At 27.8% G+C, this 24299-nt stretch carries 22 protein-coding genes and 5 tRNA genes; 18 read left to right on the forward strand and 9 right to left on the reverse strand.

The features are described 5' to 3' along the window. The first annotated feature begins 3 nt into the window (after window positions 1-3). From tsaD to CJ670_RS01640, 10 genes are all read left to right on the forward strand, one after another. The gene (gene tsaD, locus CJ670_RS01595) at window positions 4-999 is read left to right on the forward strand and encodes a tRNA (adenosine(37)-N6)-threonylcarbamoyltransferase complex transferase subunit TsaD (protein WP_105938615.1); all 996 of its coding nucleotides are present in this window, start codon (window positions 4-6) and stop codon (window positions 997-999) included. A gap of 1 nt (window position 1000) precedes the next feature. Then, window positions 1001-1357 carry a translation initiation factor gene (locus CJ670_RS01600; protein ID WP_105911728.1) on the forward strand — a complete coding sequence of 119 codons (357 nt, stop codon included), beginning with the start codon at window positions 1001-1003 and terminating at the stop codon, window positions 1355-1357. A gap of 24 nt (window positions 1358-1381) precedes the next feature. After that, a complete protein-coding gene (locus CJ670_RS01605) occupies window positions 1382-2767 on the forward strand; it encodes an NAD(P)H-hydrate dehydratase (RefSeq protein ID WP_105938616.1) in 1386 nt (461 codons plus the stop codon). Further along, window positions 2764-3075, forward strand: coding sequence for a divalent-cation tolerance protein CutA (gene cutA, locus CJ670_RS01610; protein WP_105938617.1), 312 nt, complete (start codon window positions 2764-2766; stop codon window positions 3073-3075). Before CJ670_RS01605 ends, cutA begins: the two co-directional genes overlap by 4 nt. Then, window positions 3072-3851, forward strand: a complete 780-nt coding sequence (locus CJ670_RS01615) for a thiazole synthase (protein WP_105911731.1) — start codon at window positions 3072-3074, stop codon at window positions 3849-3851. Before cutA ends, CJ670_RS01615 begins: the two co-directional genes overlap by 4 nt. A 109-nt stretch (window positions 3852-3960) precedes the next feature. Beyond that, a tRNA-Pro gene (locus CJ670_RS01620) sits at window positions 3961-4038 on the forward strand. Window positions 4039-4059: 21 nt separating this feature from the next. Further along, window positions 4060-4136 (forward strand) — tRNA-His (locus CJ670_RS01625). A gap of 24 nt (window positions 4137-4160) precedes the next feature. After that, window positions 4161-4237 (forward strand) — tRNA-Arg (locus CJ670_RS01630). A 40-nt stretch (window positions 4238-4277) separates the two neighbouring features. Beyond that, window positions 4278-4362 (forward strand) — tRNA-Leu (locus CJ670_RS01635). A 28-nt stretch (window positions 4363-4390) separates the two neighbouring features. After that, window positions 4391-4467, forward strand: a tRNA-Gly gene (locus CJ670_RS01640). A gap of 65 nt (window positions 4468-4532) precedes the next feature. On the opposite strand, the gene CJ670_RS11025 is transcribed toward CJ670_RS01640, so the two are convergent. From CJ670_RS11025 to CJ670_RS01650, 3 genes are all read right to left on the reverse strand, one after another. After that, on the reverse strand, window positions 4533-4658 hold the full coding sequence (locus tag CJ670_RS11025) for a hypothetical protein (RefSeq protein WP_265735151.1): 126 nt from the start codon (window positions 4656-4658) through the stop codon (window positions 4533-4535). Between the two features lie 124 nt (window positions 4659-4782). Further along, a complete protein-coding gene (locus CJ670_RS01645) occupies window positions 4783-6603 on the reverse strand; it encodes a biotin/lipoyl-containing protein (protein ID WP_105938618.1) in 1821 nt (606 codons plus the stop codon). A 5-nt stretch (window positions 6604-6608) separates the two neighbouring features. After that, window positions 6609-6872, reverse strand: a complete 264-nt coding sequence (locus CJ670_RS01650; protein ID WP_170144482.1) for an OadG family protein — start codon at window positions 6870-6872, stop codon at window positions 6609-6611. A 143-nt stretch (window positions 6873-7015) separates the two neighbouring features. Between CJ670_RS01650 and CJ670_RS01655 the strand changes: the two genes are divergently transcribed. Then, window positions 7016-7891, forward strand: a complete 876-nt coding sequence (locus CJ670_RS01655) for an AraC family transcriptional regulator (RefSeq protein WP_105911733.1) — start codon at window positions 7016-7018, stop codon at window positions 7889-7891. On the opposite strand, the gene CJ670_RS01660 is transcribed toward CJ670_RS01655, so the two are convergent. The 4 genes from CJ670_RS01660 to CJ670_RS01675 all read right to left on the reverse strand — a co-directional run bounded on the left by CJ670_RS01660 (window position 7888) and on the right by CJ670_RS01675 (window position 13742). Beyond that, window positions 7888-8592, reverse strand: coding sequence for a GNAT family protein (locus CJ670_RS01660; RefSeq protein WP_228154182.1), 705 nt, complete (start codon window positions 8590-8592; stop codon window positions 7888-7890). The genes CJ670_RS01655 and CJ670_RS01660 overlap by 4 nt on opposite strands. A gap of 38 nt (window positions 8593-8630) precedes the next feature. Beyond that, entirely contained in the window at window positions 8631-10709 is a 2079-nt protein-coding gene (locus CJ670_RS01665; RefSeq protein WP_105938620.1) for a HAMP domain-containing methyl-accepting chemotaxis protein, read from the reverse strand. Between the two features lie 64 nt (window positions 10710-10773). Next, on the reverse strand, window positions 10774-12489 hold the full coding sequence (locus tag CJ670_RS01670) for an ATP-binding protein (RefSeq protein WP_105938621.1): 1716 nt from the start codon (window positions 12487-12489) through the stop codon (window positions 10774-10776). A gap of 44 nt (window positions 12490-12533) precedes the next feature. Beyond that, window positions 12534-13742: an MFS transporter gene (locus tag CJ670_RS01675; protein ID WP_105938622.1), complete on the reverse strand. Its 1209-nt coding sequence runs from the start codon at window positions 13740-13742 to the stop codon at window positions 12534-12536. A 101-nt stretch (window positions 13743-13843) separates the two neighbouring features. Between CJ670_RS01675 and tkt the strand changes: the two genes are divergently transcribed. From tkt to CJ670_RS01695, 4 genes are all read left to right on the forward strand, one after another. After that, entirely contained in the window at window positions 13844-15769 is a 1926-nt protein-coding gene (gene tkt, locus CJ670_RS01680; protein ID WP_105938623.1) for a transketolase, read from the forward strand. Beyond that, complete coding sequence (locus tag CJ670_RS01685; RefSeq protein WP_105938624.1) at window positions 15770-16129, forward strand: gamma-glutamylcyclotransferase family protein; 360 nt, start codon at window positions 15770-15772, stop codon at window positions 16127-16129. Window positions 16130-16131: 2 nt separating this feature from the next. Next, window positions 16132-16458, forward strand: coding sequence for a YnfA family protein (locus tag CJ670_RS01690; protein WP_105938625.1), 327 nt, complete (start codon window positions 16132-16134; stop codon window positions 16456-16458). 104 nt (window positions 16459-16562) lie between these two features. Next, window positions 16563-17033 (forward strand): ankyrin repeat domain-containing protein, encoded by a 471-nt coding sequence (locus CJ670_RS01695; protein ID WP_105938626.1) that lies wholly within the window; start codon window positions 16563-16565, stop codon window positions 17031-17033. A 16-nt stretch (window positions 17034-17049) separates the two neighbouring features. On the opposite strand, the gene CJ670_RS01700 is transcribed toward CJ670_RS01695, so the two are convergent. Together CJ670_RS01700 and CJ670_RS01705 are read right to left on the reverse strand one after the other, a co-directional pair. Continuing rightward, window positions 17050-19527, reverse strand: a complete 2478-nt coding sequence (locus CJ670_RS01700; RefSeq protein WP_105938627.1) for a [protein-PII] uridylyltransferase family protein — start codon at window positions 19525-19527, stop codon at window positions 17050-17052. After that, window positions 19524-21452, reverse strand: coding sequence for an ankyrin repeat domain-containing protein (locus CJ670_RS01705; protein WP_105938628.1), 1929 nt, complete (start codon window positions 21450-21452; stop codon window positions 19524-19526). The genes CJ670_RS01700 and CJ670_RS01705 overlap by 4 nt, the downstream gene beginning before the upstream one ends. A 228-nt stretch (window positions 21453-21680) precedes the next feature. Here CJ670_RS01705 and CJ670_RS01710 point away from each other — a divergent pair, with 228 nt between their 5' ends. From CJ670_RS01710 to pyrC, 3 genes are read left to right on the forward strand one after another with little or no spacing between them, the layout of a single operon-like run. After that, on the forward strand, window positions 21681-22874 hold the full coding sequence (locus tag CJ670_RS01710; RefSeq protein WP_105911744.1) for an ammonium transporter: 1194 nt from the start codon (window positions 21681-21683) through the stop codon (window positions 22872-22874). A 56-nt stretch (window positions 22875-22930) separates the two neighbouring features. Next, window positions 22931-23269, forward strand: a complete 339-nt coding sequence (locus CJ670_RS01715) for a P-II family nitrogen regulator (protein WP_066154063.1) — start codon at window positions 22931-22933, stop codon at window positions 23267-23269. Further along, entirely contained in the window at window positions 23270-24298 is a 1029-nt protein-coding gene (pyrC, locus tag CJ670_RS01720; protein ID WP_105938629.1) for a dihydroorotase, read from the forward strand. Window position 24299: the final 1 nt, after the last annotated feature.

Consider the following 24299-nt stretch of genomic DNA (forward strand, 5'->3'; position numbering starts at 1 on the left):
AGTATGATACTAGCAATCGAAAGTTCTTGTGATGATAGCTCTATTTCTATTACAAAAATAGATACTTTAGAGCTAGTTTTTCATAAAAAAATATCTCAAGAAATAGAGCATAGTATTTATGGTGGAGTTGTGCCTGAACTTGCAGCTAGACTTCATATAGAAGCATTACCAAAAATTCTTGAAGAGTGTAAAGAGTATTTAAAAGATTTAAAAGCTGTTGCTGTTACAAATGCCCCAGGTTTAAGTGTAACTTTAACAGAAGGTGTTTCTATGGCAAAAGCAATTAGTATAGCTTTAAATATTCCATTAATTGCTGTAAACCATTTAAAAGGACATATTTACTCACTTTTTATAGAAAAAGAGGCAATATTTCCTATTACAACTCTTTTGGTTTCAGGTGGACATACTCAAATAATTGAAGCAAATAGTTTAAACGATATGAAAATTTTAGCAAAAACACTAGATGATAGTTTTGGAGAGAGTTTTGATAAAGTTTCAAAAATGTTGAATTTAGGATATCCTGGTGGTCCAATAGTTGAAAAGTATGCAAAAAATGGAGATGAAAATAGATTTTCTTTTCCAATACCACTTTCTCAAAGTCCAAAAATAGAGTTTAGTTACTCAGGACTTAAAAATGCAGTTAGACTTGAAATACAAAGACTAGAACGCACCACTTTAGAAGAACAAGATATAAGTGATATATGTGCTTGTTTTCAAAAAGCAGCTGTAAAACATATCTTGCAAAAGCTAAAAAAACTTTTTAAACAAAAAACTATCAAAAATTTTGCGATAGTTGGGGGTGCAAGTGCAAATTTATATTTACGAAGAGAACTTGAAAATATCTGCTTGGAATATAAATCAACTTTGCATTTAAGCCAGTTAAGGTATTGCTCAGACAATGCTGCTATGATAGGAAGAGTTGCGGTTGAGCAGTATCAACAAAATGATTTTATAAATCTAGAAGATTTAGATATAAAAAGTAGATTAAAGGAGTACTAAAATGGGAATAGTGGAAAAATTGTCTTTTGGTCTTGGCGCAAAACTAGAAGGAAATAGTTTTGATACAAAAAAAGAGGATAAAGACAAAGTGAAAATACAAAAGAAAATTGAAAAAGTAGTTTTACCAAAAAATCAGCATCAATTAGTTTTTTCTCTTGAAAAAAGAAATGGAAATCCAGTTACTATTATTGGTAAATTTCAAATAGAAGATGAAAAGATAAAAGATATTTTAAGATTACTTAAGACAAAACTTGCCTGTGGAGGTTCAATAAAAGATGAATATGTTGAAATCCAAGGTGATTTAAAAGATAAAATAAGAGTTATTTTAGTTGATAATGGATGGAAATTTAAAAACTAATAACTAATTAAAGGAGTATTTCCAGTGAAAAAGATATTTGATGAAGTAAGAAGTTTGGATAAAAGAGCAATAGAAGAATTTCACTTTACAGAAGATATCTTGATGGAAAATGCTTCTTTATCTCTAAAAAATTATATAACAAAAAAATTCAAAAAAAATAGTTCTATTTTAATTGTTTGTGGAAGTGGAAATAATGGTGCAGATGGCTTAGCACTTGCTAGACATCTTTTTGGAAAATTTGAAGTTTTTATATATTTGCTAAAAAATCCAAAAACTCAAATTGGAAAAATACAAGAAAAAAGAGCAAAAAGTTTAGGTGTAAATTTTGTAGATGAGATTTTTCAAGCAGATATTATAGTTGATTGCTTGTTTGGAACAGGCTTAAACAAAGAACTAGATGAAGATAGTGTATTTTTAATAAATAGTTTAAATAGCTTTAACTCATTTAAAATTGCCTGTGATATTCCAAGTGGAATAAATAACTTAGGACAGCTTACTAAAACAGCTTTTAAAGCAGATATTACGATAACTATGGGTGCTTTAAAAACTGCACTTTTAAGTGATATTGCAAAAGATTTTGTAGGAAAAATAAAAGTTGCAACTTTGGGATTGGAAAATGAGTTTTTTCAAACTAATACAAATAAATATCTACTTGAGAAATCTGATTTAGATTTGCCTTTAAGAGATATACAAAACACTCATAAAGGAACTTTTGGACACTTAAATGTAATTTGTGGAGATAAAATAGGTGCTTCAATAATAGCTTCGCAAGCTGCTTTTTCTTTTGGAGCAGGGCTTGTTACAATAGTTTCACAAAATGAAAAAAATATACCATTTCATATAATGCAAACTAAAAGTGTGAGTAAGAATTGTACAGCAATAGCTTTGGGTATGGGATTAGGAGAGTTTGAATCTCTTAAACTTGAAGAGATTTTAAAATTAAATATTCCAAAAGTATTAGATGCAGATATTTTTTATAATCCATTAATAGTGAAATATTTAGATGAAAATGTAGTTTTAACTCCACATCCAAAAGAGTTTATATCTCTTTTAAAACTAACAAATATTGCTGATATTTCTATTAAAGATTTACAAGAAAATAGATTTTTATATGTTGAAAAATTTTGTAAAATATATCCCAAAGTAACACTTTTATTAAAAGGTGCAAATGTAATTATTTCTCAAAATAATAATATGTATATAAATAAGTTTGGAAGTCAAAAACTAAGCAAAGGTGGAAGTGGTGATATTTTAACTGGTTTAATATCTTCACTTTTGGCTCAAGGATATAAACCTTTGGAAGCAACTATTTGCGGAAGTTTAGCACACACATTAGCAGCAAAAAAATATAAAAAAAACAACTACTCTTTAACTCCAAAAGATTTGATAAAAGAGATAAAAAAACTATGAAAGTAGTTATAATTCAAACTACAACTTCAAGTAAAGAAGAAGCAAAACAAATAGCTAAAATTTTGATTAAAGATAAACTTGCTGCTTGTATACAACTAAAAGAGATTGAATCTATTTATAATTGGGATGATAAATTATGTTGTGAAAGAGAAACACTTTTAAGTATAAAAACAAAAAAAGAGCTTTTTTCTAAAGTTAAAAGCAAAATCTTAGAACTTCATAGTTATGATATTCCAGAAATTATTGAGTTAGATATTTCAAATATTAGTGAAGATTATTTAAAATTTATAAAGGAAAATACAATATGAGTGATATTTTAAAAATAGGAAAATATGAGTTAAATAGTAGATTAATTGTTGGAAGTGGTAAATATAAAGATTTCCAAACTACTAAAGAAGCAACACTTGCAAGTGGAAGTGAGTTAATCACGGTTGCAATTAGAAGAGTAAATATTACAAATCCAAATGAAGAGAATCTATTAGATTATTTTAAAGATACAAATATTAAGTTTTTACCAAATAGTGCTGGATGTAAGAATGCTCAAGAAACAGTGACAACTTTTAGACTTATGAGAGAAGCCACAGGTATTGATTTAATTAAACTTGAGATAATTGGAGATTTTACTAAGACTTTGTATCCAGATGTTATTGAAACTATTAAAGCTTGTGAAATTTTAAAAAAAGATGGTTTTACAGTTATGGCATATACAAGTGATGATTTAATTGTTGCAAAAAGACTTGAAGATGCTGGTGCAGATGCAATTATGCCTTTAGCAGCTCCAATTGGAAGTGGTTTAGGTGTTCAAAACAAATATAATATTGCATTTATAAAAGATAGTGTAAAAGTTCCTGTTATAGTTGATGCTGGAGTTGGATGTGCTAGTGATGCTGCAATTTGTATGGAGCTTGGAGCAGATGGAGTTTTAACAAATACAGCAATAGCAGGAGCCAAAGACCCAATTTTAATGGCAATAGCTATGAAGCACGCAGTTATAGCTGGAAGATTAGGTTATAAAGCAGGAAGAATAGAGAAAAAACCATATGCAAGTGCTAGTTCTCCACTTGATGGTTTAATACAATTTTAGACAATTTCAAGGAATTTTGTATTTTCTACAATATTTCTTGAAAAGCTCTTGACAAAAGAGAAAATATATAATATAATTCCGTCCACTTTTTGAGTAAAAAGGTGTTTATCGGGGCGTAGCGCAGTCTGGTTAGCGCACCTGGTTTGGGACCAGGGGGCCGGAGGTTCGAATCCTCTCGCCCCGACCATTTATATAGTATAAACATGTGGTAGGTATAGCTCAGTTGGTTAGAGCATCTGGTTGTGGTTCAGAGGGTCGCCGGTTCGAACCCGGTTACTTACCCCATTATGTTTATTTTAAATTTTTTATGCTTCCATAGCTCAGCTGGATAGAGCAACGCCCTTCTAAGGCGTAGGCCGTACGTTCGAATCGTACTGGGAGTACCATTTTAGTTTAGAATACCAACTAAACTTTAAAACTTTATATGCGGATGTGGTGAAATTGGTATACACGCCAGACTTAGGATCTGGTGCCTTACGGTGTGGAAGTTCGAGTCTTCTCATCCGCACCACTTTATACAACTAAAAATTAATAATTTTGCGGGAGTAGCTCAGTTGGCTAGAGCTTCTGCCTTCCAAGCAGACTGTCGCGAGTTCGAGTCTCGTCTCCCGCTCCATTTAAAAGCCTTGTCTAAGAGTTAGTCTTTTAGGCAAGGCTTTTTTATTTCTAGTAAAAATTCTTTTAAAAAATAGCTCCACCGACACTCATTCCTACTGATCCTCCACTATTTATATTTGTACTAAGAAAACAACCAGTGAAAAGTATATTTATAAGAATTACTAAAAGTATATATTTGAAAAATTTCATTAAATGCTCTTTTGTTTTTTTGATATTTTATAATAAGGATTATTAAAAGAATAGTTTGAAATATATAAAACTATATTTATAGTTTAAAAGTAGTGCTTATCTAAAATAGATAAGCACTTTTAATTTAAGCAATAACTGCTAGAGTTTGACCTTCTTCAACTGCTTTTGAAGGTTCTGTTAGAATTTTACTAATTGTTCCAGAAACTGGTGCAACAACATCTATTTCCATTTTCATAGCTTCAAGTATCATTATTTGTTGATCTTTTTCAACTCTATCACCCTCTTTTACAAGGATTTTCCATACATTTCCATTTACAGGAGCTATTGCTTCTGTTCCATTGTAAACAGGTTTTGCAGGTGCTACTGGAGCTGCTTGAACAGGTGCTTGTTGAACTACTTGTTGCACAGGTTGTGCAACTTGAATATTTTGAACATCTCCTTCAAAAACCGATACATTAAATCTTTGACCATCTACAACTACCGTATAATTTCCATTTGACATTTTATTTTCTCCTATTTGTTTATTTTCATCTTTTTTTTCATTTTTTCTTACATTTAAAGGTGCATTACCTTTTAAAAATGTAATACCTTTTTCATCACAAGCTGCAGCTATAAAAATATTTTCTTCAGTTGCTTCTATTCCTTCAATTTCTAATCTTTGTCTCCAAACATCAACTTTTTTCTTTGGATCTTCATCTGCAATATCCAAAGGATTTCTTTTTGTTGGTTCAAGTTTTAGTTTTTCACTTGCTAGTTTTATAATATCTGGATCAGCTTCAACTGGAGTTTTACCAAAGTATCCCAAAACCATCCGACCATATCCAGGAGCTATTTGTTTCCATGGACCAAACATTACATTTGCATATGCTTGTTGCCAATAAAATTGAGATACAGGAGTTACACTTGTACCAAATCCACCTTTTACAACTACTTCTTGCATAGCCTTGATTACTTCAGGGAATTTGTTTAAAGTTCCATTATCTCTCATCATTTGAGTATTCGCAGTTAATGCACCACCTGGCATTGGTGAGAATGGAATAAGAGGTGAAACTTGAGTTGCTTCTGGTGGTAAAAAATAATCCTTTAAACAATCAGCTAAAACTTCTTCATATTTTAAAATTTTATCTATTTGCAAACCACCTAAATCATAGTTCATACCTTTTGTTGCATGAAGCATTGTAAGAATATCAGGTTGAGATGTTCCTCCACTAACTGGAGATGCTGCTAAATCTATACCATCTGCACCAGCTTCCAAAGCTGCTAAATAACAAGCAACCGAAACACCAGCTGTTTCATGAGTATGAAGTCTTATGTGAGTAGAATCTCCTAAAAGTTTTCTAGCCATTTTAATTGTTTCAAAAACTTTATTAGGACTACTTGTACCACTTGCATCTTTAAAACAAATAGAATCAAATGGTAAACCACTATCTAAGATGTTTCTTAGAGTTTTTTCATAAAAAGGAATATCATGAGCACCTGTACAATTTGGTGGCAAATCCATAAGTGTTACAACAGCTTCATGTTTTAAGCCATATTTTTTAATACATTGTGCACTATATTCAAGATTTTGAACATCGTTTAATGCATCAAAATTTCTAATAGTTGTTGTTCCATGTTTTTCAAACATTTTTGCATGAAGTTCAATTAATTCCCTGCTTCCAGTATCAAGCATAACTGTATTTATACCACGAGCTAGAGTTTGTAAATTTGCATCAGGACCAACAATAGCTCTAAATTTATCCATCATATCGAAGGCATTTTCATTTAGGTAAAAAAACAAAGATTGAAATCTTGCTCCTCCACCAAATTCAAAGTGAGTAATACCTGCTTCTTTTGCAGCTTCAACAGCTGGAAAGAAGTCATTCATTAAAACTCTTCCTCCAAAAACAGATTGAAATCCATCTCTGAAAGTAGTATCCATAATATCTATGTATTTTTTTGACATATTTTTCAACCTTTTTTGTTGTGATGCTGTATAGCAGCCATAATAGCAGCAACTTTTCTAGCATCAACACCATAAGAGCCTTGATTTGGACTTTGCGATATTACATTATTGTAAATAACTTGAGATGGAGTATCTTTATCTTTTTTTGGAAAAAATTCAACAAAAGTTACACCTTTTGCTTTTAATAAAAATCCAATAACCAAAAGTATAGACGTTCCTATTCCCATAATCATAAAAAAGCTAAATATAGCTTGTAGTAGGGCTTCCACATTTCTCCTTTAAGTATTTTATATCAACACTTGATTTTAAAGTACCGTATTCTAGGAAAATTTTATATTTTCTTCTTCTTTTTTGGTGCTTTATAAATTGTTGTTTAGTGCTTATTTTATCTAACTTTTGATAAAATTCTCTTATGAAAAAAGAGACATTAGAAAAAAGAACAAAAATAGCAAATGATATTATGTATTATATATACACTCATATTGAAACAAACATCGATATTGAAGAGCTTAGCATTGATTTAGAAATTAGTAAGTTTCATATGCATCGTGTTTTTAAAGAGATTTTTGGAAGAAATATTTATGAGAGTATAAAATCAATTAGGCTTCAAAAAGCTTCAAATTTACTTCTTACAAATAGATATTCAACAATTTCTAGTATTGTAAATTCATGTGGTTACTCTTCACAATCATCTTTTATAAAAATATTTAAAGATAGATTTGGTATGAGTCCAAAAGAGTGGAAAAATGGTGGATACAAAGAGTATTCAAATGAGATTATAAAACAATCAAAATTTGCTATGAAATCTAAAGCTAATTTTGACAATATTACACCAACTATTGTAAAAACAAAGGCTATAGAGAGCTATTATATACGTAATCGTGGTTATAATAAAAATATTGAAGAGACATGGCAAAAGCTTCAAACTTGGGTTTTGACAAATAATATAAAACAATATAAAAGAGCAGCACTTTTTCATGATAACCCAACAATTACTCCTCTTGATGAATGCCAATATATTGCTTGTATCATAGTTGATGATGATAAAAATATAAAAAGTGATAGAATCCCAAAATTCAAAATAGCTGAAGGTGTTTATGCTAAATTTGATTTAAAAGCAAAAAATGAAGATTTACTTCCATTTATTCAGTGGGTTTATCATGAATGGTTACCAAGAAGTGATTATGAAACAACAACAAAACCATCATTTGCAATATATGAAAGTGTTGATTTTATAAATTTAGACAATGAATATGATTTTAGTTTTTATGTTTCAATAAACTATTAAATGCTATTTAGCCATCTTTTTAAAAATTCATCTCTTGAATATAGTTTTGCTCCTAAATCAAATTTATACTTCATGTATGGATGTCCTAAATTCCAAAAGTCAAATTTGTTTTCTTCTAAATAAATAGCCAATAGTACCATTTGAAGTTTACCCCAATTGTTATACTCTTTAGATTTTGAAGAAAAACCTGTTAGTGAAGTATATGTTTTAGAAATAATATAACCAATCTCACCACTTACTAATTTTGCGTTATTTTTATCATATAATTCAATACTAACTAATTCAAAGTTTAAACTAATATTTTTTAATGTATTTAATTTTATTAATAACTTTTCGTAATTTTCTTCAATCCAAGAATCTTTATGATAATTTTTAATTTCATTTAAAACAGATTGAAAATCGTTATTTATACAAAAGTGATGCTCTCTATTTTTTATAAGAGTTTTTACCTTTTTACTAATATGAAGATTATTAAAATCTAAAATAGCATATTCAAATTGTATTTCAGGAAGTAGATAAAAATTATTTTCAAGAATAATAGAAGTTGAAATAAATCCAAATTTACAAAGCTTTATATAAGTTTCTAAGGATAAATCATCGCATAAGTAGTAATTTAAATTTTTATTTGGATAGATATTTTCAAAGATAAACTGCTTGTGTAGTTGCTCTTTTGATATTAGATATAAAAAATCTTGACTCAAAATATAAATATAGTTTAAAATAGAGAAAAATCTCTATTTTAAAAGCTTTCCCATTCATCATCATCTTTTTTAGATGATTTTATTTCAGTCTGTTTTATATCTATTTTTGTATCCATAGATTTTTTTGGAGCTGATGGTTTAGTTTCTGTAGTTTTTTTAGTAGTTTCAATAACTAAATTATTATTTTTAACTGTAGAATTAATTTTTTTATTCTCTTTTTCAACATCTTCTTTTCCCACAAATTGTTTGTTATGTGAGTCACTAACAATTTTTTTAGCAATACTATCCGCATTTATTGCAATAGTTTTTGTATCTGAAGCAATATTCGCATTTTGTTGTGTCTGTTGATCAAGTCCTGTTACTGCATCATTTATCTGTGTAATTCCAGCTTGTTGCTCTTTTGAAGCTGTTGCAATTTCATTTATTGTTTGACTTTGTTTTTCTATATTTTCAAGAAGTTCTGTATAACCTTGAATCATCTCAAAACTAATATTTTTTCCTTCATTTGCTTTTGATGTAGCATTTTGAACTATATTTTTTATCTCTTTAGCAGCTTCAGCACTTCTACTTGCAAGATTTCGAACCTCTTGAGCAACAACAGCAAAACCTTTTCCAGCTTCTCCTGCAGTTGCAGCTTCAACTGCAGCATTAAGTGAAAGAATATTTGTTTGGAATGCTATTTGGTCAATTACTGCAATTGCTTCATTAATTCTATTTACTTGATTATTAATCTCATCCATAGCATTTGTTGTCTGATTTGCTAATTGTTGACCTTTTTTTGCTGAATTACTAACTTCGTTTGAGAATCTAGTCATTAATTCTACATTATTTGCATTACTAATTACTGTTGATGTTATCTCTTCAAGAGCAGCAGCAGTCTCTTCTAAAGAAGCAGCAGCAGAATTTGAACTTTGATTTAGTACATTTACATTCTCTAAAAGCTCTTGAGAACTATTTTCTAGCATTAGCCCTGTTCCATATGATTGTCTTAATAAAGCAGAAATTTCATCTCCTAATTCATTCATAGCAACAGCAATTTTTGCATAAGGACTAGGAAATCTAGCTGTAAAGTCATATTTTTTAAAGCTATCTATTACAAAAAGTAATCTATTTATATCTCTTGCAATTGTATGTTCTAAGTAATGTTGCATTTTAATTAAAAGTTCTTTTAAAACTTTCAAATTTTGAGTATCTGGTTCAGCTTCTATTTTTGCAAGCATATTTCCACTTGATAGCTCTTTTATGAAAAGTTCAGTTGCATGTATAAACTCATCATCTTTTTTTATAGAGCTTTCAGTTTTTTCAATATTTTCATTTATTACTTTTGCAATTTCACCAAACTCATCATTACTTTTTAAATCTATTAGTGTAGCACTTTTACTCTCTTCATTTAAAAATGAGAAAAATCCTAATATACCTTGTTGAAGTTTATTTAAAGATTTTACAATAAAACTTATAGTTAAAGATGTAAATGTAATACTAATTGCCATAACAATAAGCGATAATATTACAATTAAAGTAAGAGATTTATTTGAAGATGATACAGAATTTTTAACCATATTTGTTGCATAGTTTGTAGTTCTTGTTTTTTGTTCCTCTAGAAGCTTCCCAAAAGTAACAGAAAGAGGAATCATTTTTCTTACGCTATCTTCATATTCAGATAATAAATAAGATAGTTTTTCTTCATCTTTATTATTAATTATTTTTCTTAGATTTTCATCTATTGGTTCATGTGATTTTTTCCAATCATTAAATGCAGCTTCTAAAGTAGCAAAAGCTTTTTTACCAGCTTCAGTTTGTCTTGGAGTACTTGCAAAGTATTGCCAGTTTTTATTAATATCATTCCAAGCTGTTTCTCTACTCTCTTTAATTGCTTGAAGATTTTTTGAGTAATCAGAATTTTTGTGAACTGAAAAAACCTCATGAGTCATAGCTCTAATTTTATATCTTAAAGTATCCAATTCAGCAACAGCTATTAATATTGGTATTCTTTCATCTGATATGTTGGTAAGATCATTTGATGAGCTTTTTGTATTAAAATATGAGACAGCCGAAATAGTAATCAATGATAAAATAAATACCAAAGATAAAGCTATTAATCTATTTTTTATAGACATAATTCCCCTTTTTAAATAAAGTTAAAAATTATAGCTAAATTAAGATAATATTTATAAAGAAGCTTTAGTTCTTTTGTATATCAATAGGTAGTAAAATAGTAAATTTTGCACCAAAATAAGGTGTATTGTTTTCGATAAAAGTATCATTTTTTACACTTATTTCACCATTTAGATGTTTTGTTACAATTTGTAGTGACATATAAAGACCAATTCCTGTTCCTTGGCTTTGATGTTTTGTAGTAAAATATGGTTCAAAAACCCTATCTATAAACTCATCTTTTATGCCTCCACCATTATCTAAGAATTCAATATATAAATTATTTTCATCATGATTTATTTTTATATATATTATTTTTTTTTCTATTTGGCTTGAAGATAAAATATCAATTGAATTTGAAAAAAGGTTAAGGATTACTTGAAATAATTCATTTTGATATGATAAAATCTCTACGTCATCTATGTGTTCAATAACTTTAATATTGAACTTATCAAATCTACTTTTTATTAAATCTTTAGATTTTTTTATTAGTTGTGATACATAAAATTTATTCATCTCTTTATTTGGAGAGAAAAAATTTCTAAAATCATCAATAGTATTTGATAAATATTCAGATGTTTTATTTATATTTTTTAAAGCTTCATAAAATTCATTATCATTTAAAATATTCATCTCTTTTTTTATTTTTAAAGAGCTTGAGATTGTAGATATTACAGATAGTGGTTGTCTCCACTGATGAGCTATATTTTCAATCATCTCTCCCATTGCTGCCATTTTTGATTGCTGATTTAAAATTGCCTCTTGTTCAAGTAATTCTTTTGTTTTTTTATCTATAGTTACGTGTAAGTTTTCATTTAAATGCTTTAATTCTTTTGTCTTTTCTTCAACTGTATATTTCAATTTTTTGTTTAAAATATTTAAAGTTGCTGTTCTATGGATAAATGCGATAGCACCAAAAAATACTAAAAAAATCAAAATCAAAACAGTTGTGTAGTCTATTGAAGTTTTAAACTGTACATTATTCCAACTATTAACAATAACCATAAGTTCACTAGCTGGTATAGTTGCCATTGTTTTATTTATTATTGGAATTAAATCTTTATACTCTTTTCTAACCATAATTTTTAAAGAAAAATCAATTCCTGTATTACCACTAACTTTTAAATCTTTGAATTCAAATTTTGCAATATTGTATGTAAGAATGGGTTTTATATCAACAAAAGCAAAAACTTTATTTTTTGAGACTAGATTTAATCCTTCTTCTACGCTATTTACTAAAATTAAATCAAGATTTGGATATTTCTCTTTTAGTAAATTGTGTACTGTGAAATTATTTCCAACTGCAATTTTTTTGTTTATAATTTCATCTAAGTTTTCTATAAAGTGTTCATCTTTTTTTGTAACTATTGATATTGGAAATTTTAAATACTCATTAGAGAAATATGCAAAATTTTTTCTTGATTCGCTCTCTCCTGTACTAAAAATAATATCACTTTTTTTACTTTGAAAACTTTTTATTTGTTCATCAAAAGAGTTAAAAAAAGTATTTGTAGTTTTTAAATTTAGTTTTTTTACAATAATTTCCCAAAATTCAGATGATATTCCAAGAGCTTTATTATTATCTTCTTCAAAACTAAATGGATACCAATTTTTCGTAATAGCAACATTGAAATGAGTTTTTTCTATAAAATCTTTTTCTTGTTTAGTTAATTCAATATTTGTGTTAATATCTTGTGAAAAAAGATTTATAACTAACAATATTGTAGTTAAAAATATTTTCATTTTTTTCCTTTTTAGAAACTAATAAATTATTATAGCAAGAAATTTTAATTTTTATTAATTTTTTCCTCTTTTATTGGTAAATTAGCAAGTGCTGCAACTATTGCTAAAGCTATATCTAAATACCACATTAAAGAGAAATTACCATAACTATTTATAAATAATCCACCTAAATATGCTCCAAAAAAACCACCAATTTGATGTGATAAAAGAGTTAATCCAAATAAAGTTGCAAGATATTTTGTTCCAAAAAGTTTTCCTACAATTCCTGCTGTTGGTGGAACTGTTGCAAGCCAAGTAAAACCAATTGCTATTGAGAAAATATAAAAAGTTAACTCAGTTTTAGGAGATAATAAATATATAATAATCATCAAAGCTCTACTTGCATAAATGAAAGCTAGGATATATTTCATTTTATACTTTGTTCCCAAATATCCAGCATATAAGCTTCCAAAAATATTAAAAAGTCCAATTAAAGCCAAAGAGTAAGCTGAAACATTTGCACTATGCCCACAAAGAGCAACTTCATGGGGAAGATGTGTAACCAAAAAAGCTACATGAAATCCACAAGTAAAAAATCCCAAGTTTAAGTATAAATAGCTTTTATCTTTTAAAGCTACTTTTAATTGCTCTTTTAATTTTATATCATTTTGTACGATATTTTCTTGTTTTATTTCTTCTTTACTTTTTGAAGATAGAATTTTTGCTAAAGGAATAGTTAAAAGTGTTGAAAAAGCAAGAGCTACCATAGAGTAAATCCATCCAAAACTATTTATAATAGCTTGTGATAGTGGAGCAAAAACAAATTGCCCAAATGATCCGCCAGCATTTATAAATCCACCAGCAAATGATCTTTTTTCGCTAGGAAGATTTTTTGCTGTTGCTCCTATTAATATTGAAAAACTTCCAGCACCAGCACCAGCTGCTACAAGAAGCCCTAAAGTTAAAATAATTGAAAATTCTGAAGTTAAAAAAGGAGTTAAAATTAAACCAAAAAACATCAATAAAGCACCAAAAACTAAAACACCAAAAGAGCCTTTTTTATCTGCAATTGCACCAAAAATTGGTTGAGTTAATCCCCAAATAAATTGCCCAATTGCAAGTGCTAAACTAATAGAGATAATATCAAGAGAAGTTGAAGAGTTTATAGGAGCTATAAATAAACCCAAAGATTGCCTAACTCCCATTGTAATTGCTAAAATAAGTGATGAAGAAAGTATTAAAATCCAAATAGTTCTATTTTGAGTGTTTGTCATTTTATAATCTTTTTTTTGGAATTTTAGATTAAAAAGTCTTAAACATAGTTTCGATATAATCTTTCATAATTTTAAAAATCACTCACAATATAGGATAATCTATGTCAAAACAACTACTACAAAAACAAGCAGATACAATAAGATTTTTAGCTGCTGATATGGTACAAAGAGCTAATTCAGGACATCCTGGAGCTCCTATGGGACTTGCTGATATTGCAACAGTTTTAAGCAAGCACTTAAATGTAAATCCAGCCGATGAAAAATGGCTAAATAGAGATAGATTGGTATTTTCAGGTGGTCATGCAACTGGTTTGGTTTACTCTTTACTTCATTTATGGGGATTTGATGTATCAGTAAATGATATGAAAAACTTTAGACAATCAGGTTCAAAAACTCCAGGACATCCAGAATATGGACATACTCATGGTATTGAAATCACGACAGGACCACTTGGACAAGGAATTGCAAATGCTGTTGGATTTGCAATGGCAGGAAAATATGCACAAAATTTATTAGGAAAAGATGTAATAAATCATAAAGTTTATTGTCTTTGCGGAGATGGAGATTTACAAGAAGGAATCTCTTATGAGGCAACTTCAACTGCAGGGCATATGAAACTTGATAATCTTGTAATTATTTATGATAGCAATTCAATCACGATTGAAGGAGATACAAGCCTTGCTTGGAGTGAAAATGTTAAAAAAAGATTTCAAGCGATTGATTTTGAAGTAATTGAAATAGATGGACATAATTTTGATCAAATTGATAAGGCTTTTGTTCAAGCAAAAAATTCAACACAACCAGTTCTTATTATTGCAAAAACTATTATTGCAAAAGGAGCTGTTACACTTGAAGGAAGTCATCACTCACACGGAGCTCCTCTTGGAGTTGATGAGATAAAACAAGCAAAAATAAAAGCTGGATTTAATCCTGATGTTGATTTTGAAGTGAGTGCAGATGTAAAAGGTGCTTTTGATAAATTAATTATTGGTTCAACTTTACAAAACAGTTGGAATGAAAGTTTATCTAAAGAGACAAAAGTAAAAATAGATGAGTTACAAAATCCAGATTTTGACAGTATTGTTTATCCAAATTTTGAAGCTGGAAGTAGTGTGGCTACAAGAGATTCAAATCATAAAATATTAAATGCTATTGCTGAAAAAATTCCTAGTTTCTTAGGTGGAAGTGCTGATTTAGCACCATCAAATAAAACAGAATTAAAAGATATGGGAGATTTTCCAAATGGAAGAAATATCCATTTTGGTATTAAAGAACATGCAATGGCAGCTATTGTAAACGCTATGAACTTATATGGTTTATTTAGAGTTTATTCAGCAACATTTTTTGTTTTCTCTGATTATTTAAAACCAAGTGCAAGAATTGCAGCACTGGCTTCTATTCCTCAACATTTTATTTGGACACATGATAGTATTGGTGTTGGAGAAGATGGACCAACACACCAACCAATTGAGCATTTAGGACAATTTAGAGCTTTACCAAATTTTTATACATTCAGACCTGCTGATGCAACTGAAAATGTTGAAGCATGGGAAATAGCACTTAAAATGAAAGCTCCAACAGCATTTGTTTGCTCACGTCAAGGTTTAAAAGTTTTAAAAGATGATAAAGCTTTTGGAAGTGTTTTAAATGGTGGATATCTATTAACAAAACGAGAGAATGCAACTATCACAATTATGGCAAGTGGAAGTGAAGTTAATTTGGCATTACAAACTGCTTGTGCTTTAGAAAAAGATGGAATTCTTGCAAATATAGTTTCTGTTCCTTGTTTTGATTTACTTTTAGAGCAAGATGAAACTTATATAAATAAAATTATTGATCCAAAAACAAGAGTTTATGCAGTTGAAGCAGCAAGAGCTCTTGAGTATTATAAATATGCAGATGTAGTATTTGGAATGGATAGTTTTGGAGCTAGTGGTCCTGCTGATAAGCTTTTTGATGAGTTTGGATTTACAGTTGATAAATTAAAATCAAAAATTATAGCAGACCTTAAAATTCTTAAGGAATAGATGAAAGATTCACTTTTTGTATATGGCACATTGATGCCAAACTGTCCAAATGGATATGTTTTAGAAAATATTATTGGAAAATTTGTCCCTGCAACTGTAAAAGGAAAATTAATAGATGCAGGTTGGAGTGCTAGCATGGGATATCCTGGTATTAGGCTTGAAATGGGAGATGATACTATTCATGGATTTTTGTTTTACTCTGATAATTTGATAAACCATTGGGAAAATCTTGATATTTTTGAAGGTGAAGAGTTTAGTAGAACTTCAATTATTGCTGAAAGATATGATGAGCTTGAAGTACAAACTTATATTTATACATTAAAAGATGAGATTATTGAGATGTATGAAGAGAAAATTTAAAAATGATAGGAAATTTAGGATTATTTTTTATTGCAGCTTTTTTTGAAATATTAGGATGTTTTGCTTTTTGGTTATATTTTAGACTTGAAAAAACTCCTTGGTGGATTGCATTGGGAGTTGTTTCTTTGATTCTTTTTGCTTATATTTTGACAAAAATCGATGTGGAACATGCAGGAAGAGTTTATGCGATTTATGGAGGAATTTACATAGTATCTTCTTTATTGTGGTTGATTTTTATTGAAAAAGAGAGTTTTAATCGTTGGGATATTATTGGTGCGGGTATTTGTATTTTAGGAGCAAGTATTATATTAATTGGAAATCAAAAATAGGATAAAAAAGAAATTTTAATAAGAGGCTTTTTTAAAACAATTTAAATAAACTTTAAACTTTTATATATTATGATATTCATTATCATTTTAAAAAAGGAAACATTTTGTGTAATAATACTCTTTTAGGACAAAGACTAAATTTAAGCAGTTCTAGTGATATTTTTGATAATTTAATCAAAAAAAATGAGTGGGAAACTTTGATTAGATTATTTAGTTTAAATATTTTGGATATAAATCATAGAGATTGTAAAGGTAGAAATATTTTATATTTTGCAATATTAAATAAAAAATATGAGTACATAAAGATACTTTTTGATTTAAGAGTTAGTTCTAAAGTAAACTTTTGTCTAAATGCAATCAATTTTGCTGTTTGTCTAGATGATATAAAATCTTTAGAGATACTTTTAAAATGTGGTTTAAATGTAGATGTTTTAGATGAAATAGGAACTTCACCTTTAATATATGCAATTTTATACAACAAAAAAAAGAGTGCAGAATTTTTGATTAAATTTGGTGCTGATCTTGAGTTAGAAGATTTTATGGGGAATTGTGCAAAGAAATTATTACAAAAGTAATAGATAGTTATAGATTTTAACTACAAATCAAATCTAAAATTTTCTCTATATTTTGATAGAAATTATCATTTTTTTCTATCAAAATTAAATCTTTTGCATAGCCTTTTGAAGTAATAAGTTTTGCACTTTCAACTTCTATGTTAAAATCATCAAAAACTTTTGCAATATATGCAAAAAGTCCTTTTTGGTCTTTTGTATTTATTTTCATAGATGCTAAATATTCACTATGATTAAAGTCTATTTTTACATCATCTTTTTTTATAATTGGTTTATTTATTCTTATTTTTTTATTCATATCAAAAGATTCATGTATTATTTCTTCAATTAAATAGAGCTCTTCATCTAAAGCTTTTTTTGAAAAGCATATTTCAAAATTCTTTTTATCATCATATAGTTTGAAAATATTCATACTATTCATATCCATATATTGAAGTCTTCCCAATAAATATCCCAAATTTAAAGGAATTTTTCTAATAATTCTAATTTTTAGAAAATCATCATTTATAATATCAAAACTGTAGTTTTGTACATCTTTTGCTTTTATTGCAATATTTAAGATATCTTTGCTTTTTAGTCTTAAAAACATCTGATTTGAAGATATTTGAGCTATTTTTCTTTTTAAAATATTTGGCAACTCTTGATATTTTTCCAAAGTCTTCATTTTATTTAGTTTTGAAACTCTAGTAATACTCTCTTTTATAAGTTCTGGATTTTCAAAAGCTAAGATGCTTTTTTTATAAAGTTCTTTTAAAAGCATTGAAATTGAGCTATTGTAAAGAGGTTTATTGACTGCACAAATATCACAATAAGTTACAACATATAAAATTTTTAGTTCATTTATATTTTTGAATAATCCTATAAAATTTAAAATAGCTTTTTGTGAATAAATATCTTCATTTGTTGCAGTTCTTGACATTTGGTCGTGGTGTTTTATGATATTTGCACCCATTTTTATAAATTCATCATCAAAACCAAAATTTTTCATGGTTTTTTTGAAAATATTTTCTCCAATAATATGATGATCTTTTTTTCTTCCTTTTCCAATATCATGAAAAAGTGCAACAAGTCTTGTTAAAATTTGCTCCTCTTTACAAAGAGAGTTAAAAACGGATTTAATAAACTCATCATCTATGTACATACTATATTTTACCGTTTGAAGGGTGTGAATATCTACTGGATGTTTATGATAACCATCAAATTGAGCTAGATTTGATGTTTTTTTGAAGTTGGGAATTAAACTATTTATTAGCTCACTATTATAAAATAGTTTTAAAATAGGGTACAAATTCTCATTTGTAAGAAGTATTTTAATATCTTTTTTTAGTGATTTATTTATAATTTTTGGTATTTTAACCTTACTTGCAAAGTATATGTAAGACCTATCAAAACCTTTTATTGTTTGAGGAAATGATATTAGCTCTTTTAAAAGAGTTTTTAAATCAACAAAACTTCTATGAAAAGAGCAATATATCTTATTTTCTAAAATATAAATACCTTTTTTAAATCTTGATTTTCGTAAAATTTCTAAGTTTGAAACATCAAAAAACATAGTTCTTATAAATTTTGAACTCATGTTTGAGTGAAAATTATGAATTATGTGAAGGCTTGAAAATAGTTTTGCCATAAACTCAAACTCATTTTTAAAATTCAGTTTGTTACTTACTTCAGGAAGGGAGTCAAAAGTAATTGTATCTACCTTTTTTTTATGAATAGTATGAAGAGCATTTCTTGTTTGAAATAAAAAATCTAAAGCAATTGTAAACTTTTTATAAGAATCATAATTCAATTTTGTACCTACAAGTTCTTTTGCTTTTTGAACATCATACACAACATTTAAAATCCAAAAAAGCATATTTGCTTCTCTTATTCCACCGTAACCATCTTTTAAATTTACTTGCATATTTAGTGGATATTTTAGTAATCTTTGAGTGTGAGTAGTTAGTTGTTCTTGTACAAAAGCTTTTTTATCTATTTGTCTTAGATTTTTTACAAACAATTCAAAATCTTCATAAATCTTTTTTGAACCAAAGATATATCTTGATTCAAGAAGTGAAGTTTTAATTGTAATATCACTTTTTGCTAAATCATACATTTCATCAATATTATCAATATTTACAACTCTTAATCCAAGATTTAATCCACAATCCCAAGCAAAGGCTACAAATTTTTCTATGATTTTTAAAATATCATAAGATTTACTATTTTTGTATAAAATCATAACATCAATATCAGAGTGTAAACATAACTCTACTCTTGCATAAGAACCTAATGCAACGAAGCTAACAAATGAATTATGCTTAAAACTATTTGCACTTAAATAAGAGAAAATTTGGAATAAAAATATATCTATATTTTTTGTATTTTGTTTGAAAAAGAGTTTACTATTGCTTGTATTTGCACTATTTTTATAATCTAGATAAGTTTTTTTAAATACTTTTGATATTTCAAAACTACTTTTATCTTTGAAGTTTTCTATATCAAAAGATTTAATCATTGTTTTGAAATATCTATTTCAAACTCTAAAATCATATTTTCAGCTAATTTATTTAGGTTTGATTTGTTGTTTGAATCATCAACACCAAAGCTTAGATTTAAAATATTCTTGTGATATCTTTTTAAGAATTCCAAGATATTTGGCGATTTTTTATTTGAGTTATTTATTGATGCTCCTAAATCAATAAGTTCTAAAACAACACTTTTTTTACCCATAAAAGCAGCATAATTTATAGGTTTTGCTCCAAAACTATCTGCTTGATTTACAATAGTATTGTTGTATTGAGATATTGTTTTAATATATTTTTCTTTATCTTTAAAAATTGTCGTATGGATGAGGTTTCTTCCTTTTTCATCTACAAAATTTGTGTCTACTCTTAAATCCAAAAGAAGTTTTAAAATATCATCTTTATCGTTTAAAATTGCAAACTCCAAAGCTGTAATACCTCTGTCATTTTTCGCATTGATATCAACTCCTGCAACAACTAAATTTTTTATAGTATTTAATAAAACTCTTCTATTTTCAACTCTTTTTTGCAAATCTTGCTCTAAAAGATGAAAAATAATATTATTACCATTTATATCAGTTGAATTTATTTGCAAGTTTTTTGTTCTTAAAATCTTAAATAATGAGAAGTTAAAATTTAATAAACTATCAAAAAACAGTGGTTTATTTTTAGAGTTTAATCTATTGAAATCAAGATTATAGTTTTTTGTTAAGGCCTCTAAAATATCTTTGTATTGAGCATTTTGATTTAAATTTTCTTTATAAATCAAATCAAGGTTTTGCTCATTTTCTAAATGTAAGATAATATTGATAAGAGTTTCAACTACACAAACATTGTCTCTATTTTTGAATTCTAAATTTGCACCTTTTTCAATATATAGTTTAATCAAATCCATATTAGCTATGCCATTTAATATTAAAATTGATAAAACTGTAAGACCTTCTACATTTTGTCTATTTAGATTTAATTTTTCAAGATTGTTTAATAAATAGTGAATTAAATCTCTATCTAAACTTCTTGTTATATTAAAAAAGATTGTCTCATTTTTATTATCCATTGCTTGAACATTTATATTTTGCTGTACTAATGCTTTTATTAATTCAGATTGACTATCTTTTTTTTCTCTATTTTGAATTTCTAAAAAGTGTTCAACTGCTTTCATTAAAATATTTTTATTTTCATGATTTTTTATATTTAAGTTAAAACCTAGTTCAGCTGCTCTTTTTATAAAAGCAAAAGCTTCTAAACCTTTTGTAGCAGCGAAAAATAAGTAGCTAATTGATTTGTTATTTGGGATTGTTGGATTTGCACCTTGATTTAATAAATATATAGCCAAATCGAGATTTTTGTAACAATTATCAAGATGTAAAACAGTATCTCCAATTTTATTTTTATGGTTTAAATCAATTTTTTCTAAAGAGACTATTTTTTTTATTATATTCATATTGCCATTTAATACAGCATCAAAAAGAACATTGTTTCCATTATTATCACAATTTGTAAAAGAACTTGTTTTTTGTATTAAAAATCTAACTATTTTTTTATTTGCATTATGAATTGATTCTTGCAGAACCGTTCTATTTTTGTTGTTTAAGTGGTTTAAATTAGCACCAAAATCTAATAAAGTTTCTAGAAGTTTACTGTCTTTTGAGTATATTGTATAAAATAATGCACTCTCTTTTAGATTGTTTTCAAGTTCAAAATCAATCTTATTTTCAAGTAACCATAAACAAGAATTGTATAAATCTTTTTTACAGCAAGCTATTAATATAGGTTCACCGTTTAAGTATAAAGAGTTTAAATCTATTTTCGATTTCTCTTTTATTTTATTTAAATTCTCAATATTTAAGTTATGGCTTAAAAGCTCTTTGATTAAATCATCATTTGAAAATTTCTTAGCACCAAGCAATCCTAGCATAATTTTTATTTCCTAAATTTTTTTTATTATATTACAAACAAAGTAATTTAAATATTAATTAAAGAATATTTCAAAAAGTGTTACCAAATTATACACTAAAAAGACAAAGCATATAAATATTTTGATTTTAAGCTATAAGTAAGATATTTTTATCTTTATTTAATTTTTTATCTGATAAAATTCCGTTCGTCCAGCGCTGGAGACTTTACTCTCTAAAAGGACTACTTTATGGAAACTATGTCTGATATGTCATATATTATTGACACACTCTACGTACTGTTTGCGATGACTTTGGTTGTTTTTATGTATCCTGGCTTTGCTATGTTGGAAGCTGGAATTGTTAGAACAAAAAATGTTACTGCTGTCTTAACTATCAATATTCTTATTTTTTCAATTGCATCTTTAGCATTCGTTTTAGTTGGTTATTCTTTAGCATTTGGAGAAGGACTAAACGATGAAAATATAAATTATGCAACAGTTTTATTTCAGATGGCTTTCGTTGGAAAGGCAATGAATGTTATGAGTGGTGGTATTAGTGAAAGAGCTAGAATAATACCAATAGCAATATTTACAGTAATTATGAGTTCTGTTTTATACCCTTTGGTGGTTAATTTAACGTGGGGTTCAAATTTCCTAAAAGATACAATCTTAGATATATCATCAATGCATGATTTAGCAGGTTCTACAATTATACATAGTACTGGTGGTTGGGCTTTATTGGCTGCTTTACTAATTGTTGGAGCTAGAACTGGAAGATATACAAAAGAGGGTGGAGTTAGAGTTATTCCTGCTTCGAATATTCCTTTGGTAACTTTGGGAGCTTTACTTTTATGGATTGGTTGGTTTGGATTTAATGGTGGAAGTGTAGGAAGTATTACTACAAAAGAGAATGCACATCTTGTTTCATTGGTAATTTTAAATACAAATACAGCTGGTTTTGCAGGAGCAATTGCAGTAGCTATTATGATGTATGTTATGTACAAAAAGTTTGATATTACAATGATTTTAAATGGTGGTTTAGGTGGTCTTGTTTCAATTACAGCAGCAGCTGATGTAGTTGGTGTTTACTCTCCTATTTTAATAGGGGCAATTGGTGGAATACTAGTTGTTCTTGGTGTATTTATGTTTGACAAATTAAGAATAGATGATCCTGTTGGAGCTTTATCTGTACATTTAATAAATGGAATTTGGGGAACATTAGCAGTTGGAATTTTCGCTTCAAATGGCGATGATATTACATTCTTAGGACAATTAAAAGGTGTTGTATTTGTTGGAGTATTTGTTTTTGTAAGTTCTTATGTATTGTTGTATGTTTTACATAAAATTATACCAATAAGATCAAAACGAGACCAAGAATTACAAGGTTTAGATGTTGAAGAGTGCGGTTTGGAAGCTTATCCAGAATTTAAACGAGCATTCTAATAATATTAGTTTAATAAAATTTTGTTAAAATAATTGAACTAAAGAAAGGATTAATATTGAAAAAAATAGAAGCTATAATTAAACCATTTAAACTTGAAGATGTGAAAGATGCATTAACTCAAGCTGGAATTTCAGGTATGACTGTATTAGATGTTAAAGGTTATGGAAGACAACAAGGACACAGCGAACTTTATAGAGGTGCTGAGTATGTTGTTGATTTTTTACCAAAAATTAAATTAGAGTTAATAGTTGCTGATGAAGATGTTGATAAAATAATAACAGTAATCACAGAAGCTGCAAAGACTGGAAATATTGGGGATGGGAAAATATTTGTTTCATCTATTGAAAAAATCATAAGAATTAGAACAGGTGAACAAGATGAGGAAGCTATCTAAATGGAAAAAACATTTATTTTAAATGAACCTTTGGATATGCACTTACATTTAAGAGATGGTGACATGCTTCGGCTTGTTGCCCCTCTTACTTCAAACAGTTTTAGTGGTGCTTTGGTTATGCCAAATTTAGTTCCTCCAATTACAACAAAAGATGCTTTATTATCGTATAAAAAAAGAATTATTGAAGCATGCAAAGATGATAATTTTACTCCATATATGACACTATTCTTTCAAAATAACTATAGCTTTGAATTTTTGGAAGAGATTAAAGATGAGATAATTGGAATAAAACTATATCCAGCAGGAATTACTACAAACTCTGAAACGGGAGTTTCTTCTATGGATATTGAAGTTTTAAGAGCTACTTTGGAAAATATGAGCCGCCTTGGAATTCCACTTTGTATTCATGGTGAAACAAATGGTTTTGTAATGGATAGAGAAAAAGAGTTTATGCCAATTTATGAAAGTATTGCTTCATCTTTTCCAAATTTAAAAATCATTATGGAACATATTACAACAAAAGATGCAGTAGAACTTTTAGATAAATATCCAAATCTTTATGCAACAGTTACTTTGCACCATTTACTAATAACTTTAGATGATGTAGCAGGTGGAATGCTAGACCCACATCTTTTTTGTAAACCAATAGCAAAAAGACCAGAAGATAGAACTGCACTTTTAAATGCAGCTTTAAAAGCTCATCCAAAACTTATGTTTGGAAGCGATAGTGCTCCTCATCCAAAACATAAAAAAGAGTGTTGCGGTTGTGCAGCAGGTGTATTTACATCACCAATTGCTTTACAAGTTTTAGTTGAACTTTTTGAAAAACATGATAGTTTAGATAATCTAAATGATTTTGTATCAAATAATGCAAAAAAGATTTATGGATTAAATTCAAAAGATAAAACTATAAAATTAGTTAAAAAAGATTTTACAGTTCCAGCTATTTATGAGTATAAAGATGAAAAAGTTGTACCAATGTATGCAGAAAAAACTATATCTTGGAGTATAGAGAGTATTAAAAAATAGG

It is taken from the genome of Arcobacter cryaerophilus gv. crypticus (assembly GCF_002993025.1).
Classification (GTDB): domain Bacteria; phylum Campylobacterota; class Campylobacteria; order Campylobacterales; family Arcobacteraceae; genus Aliarcobacter; species Aliarcobacter cryaerophilus_B.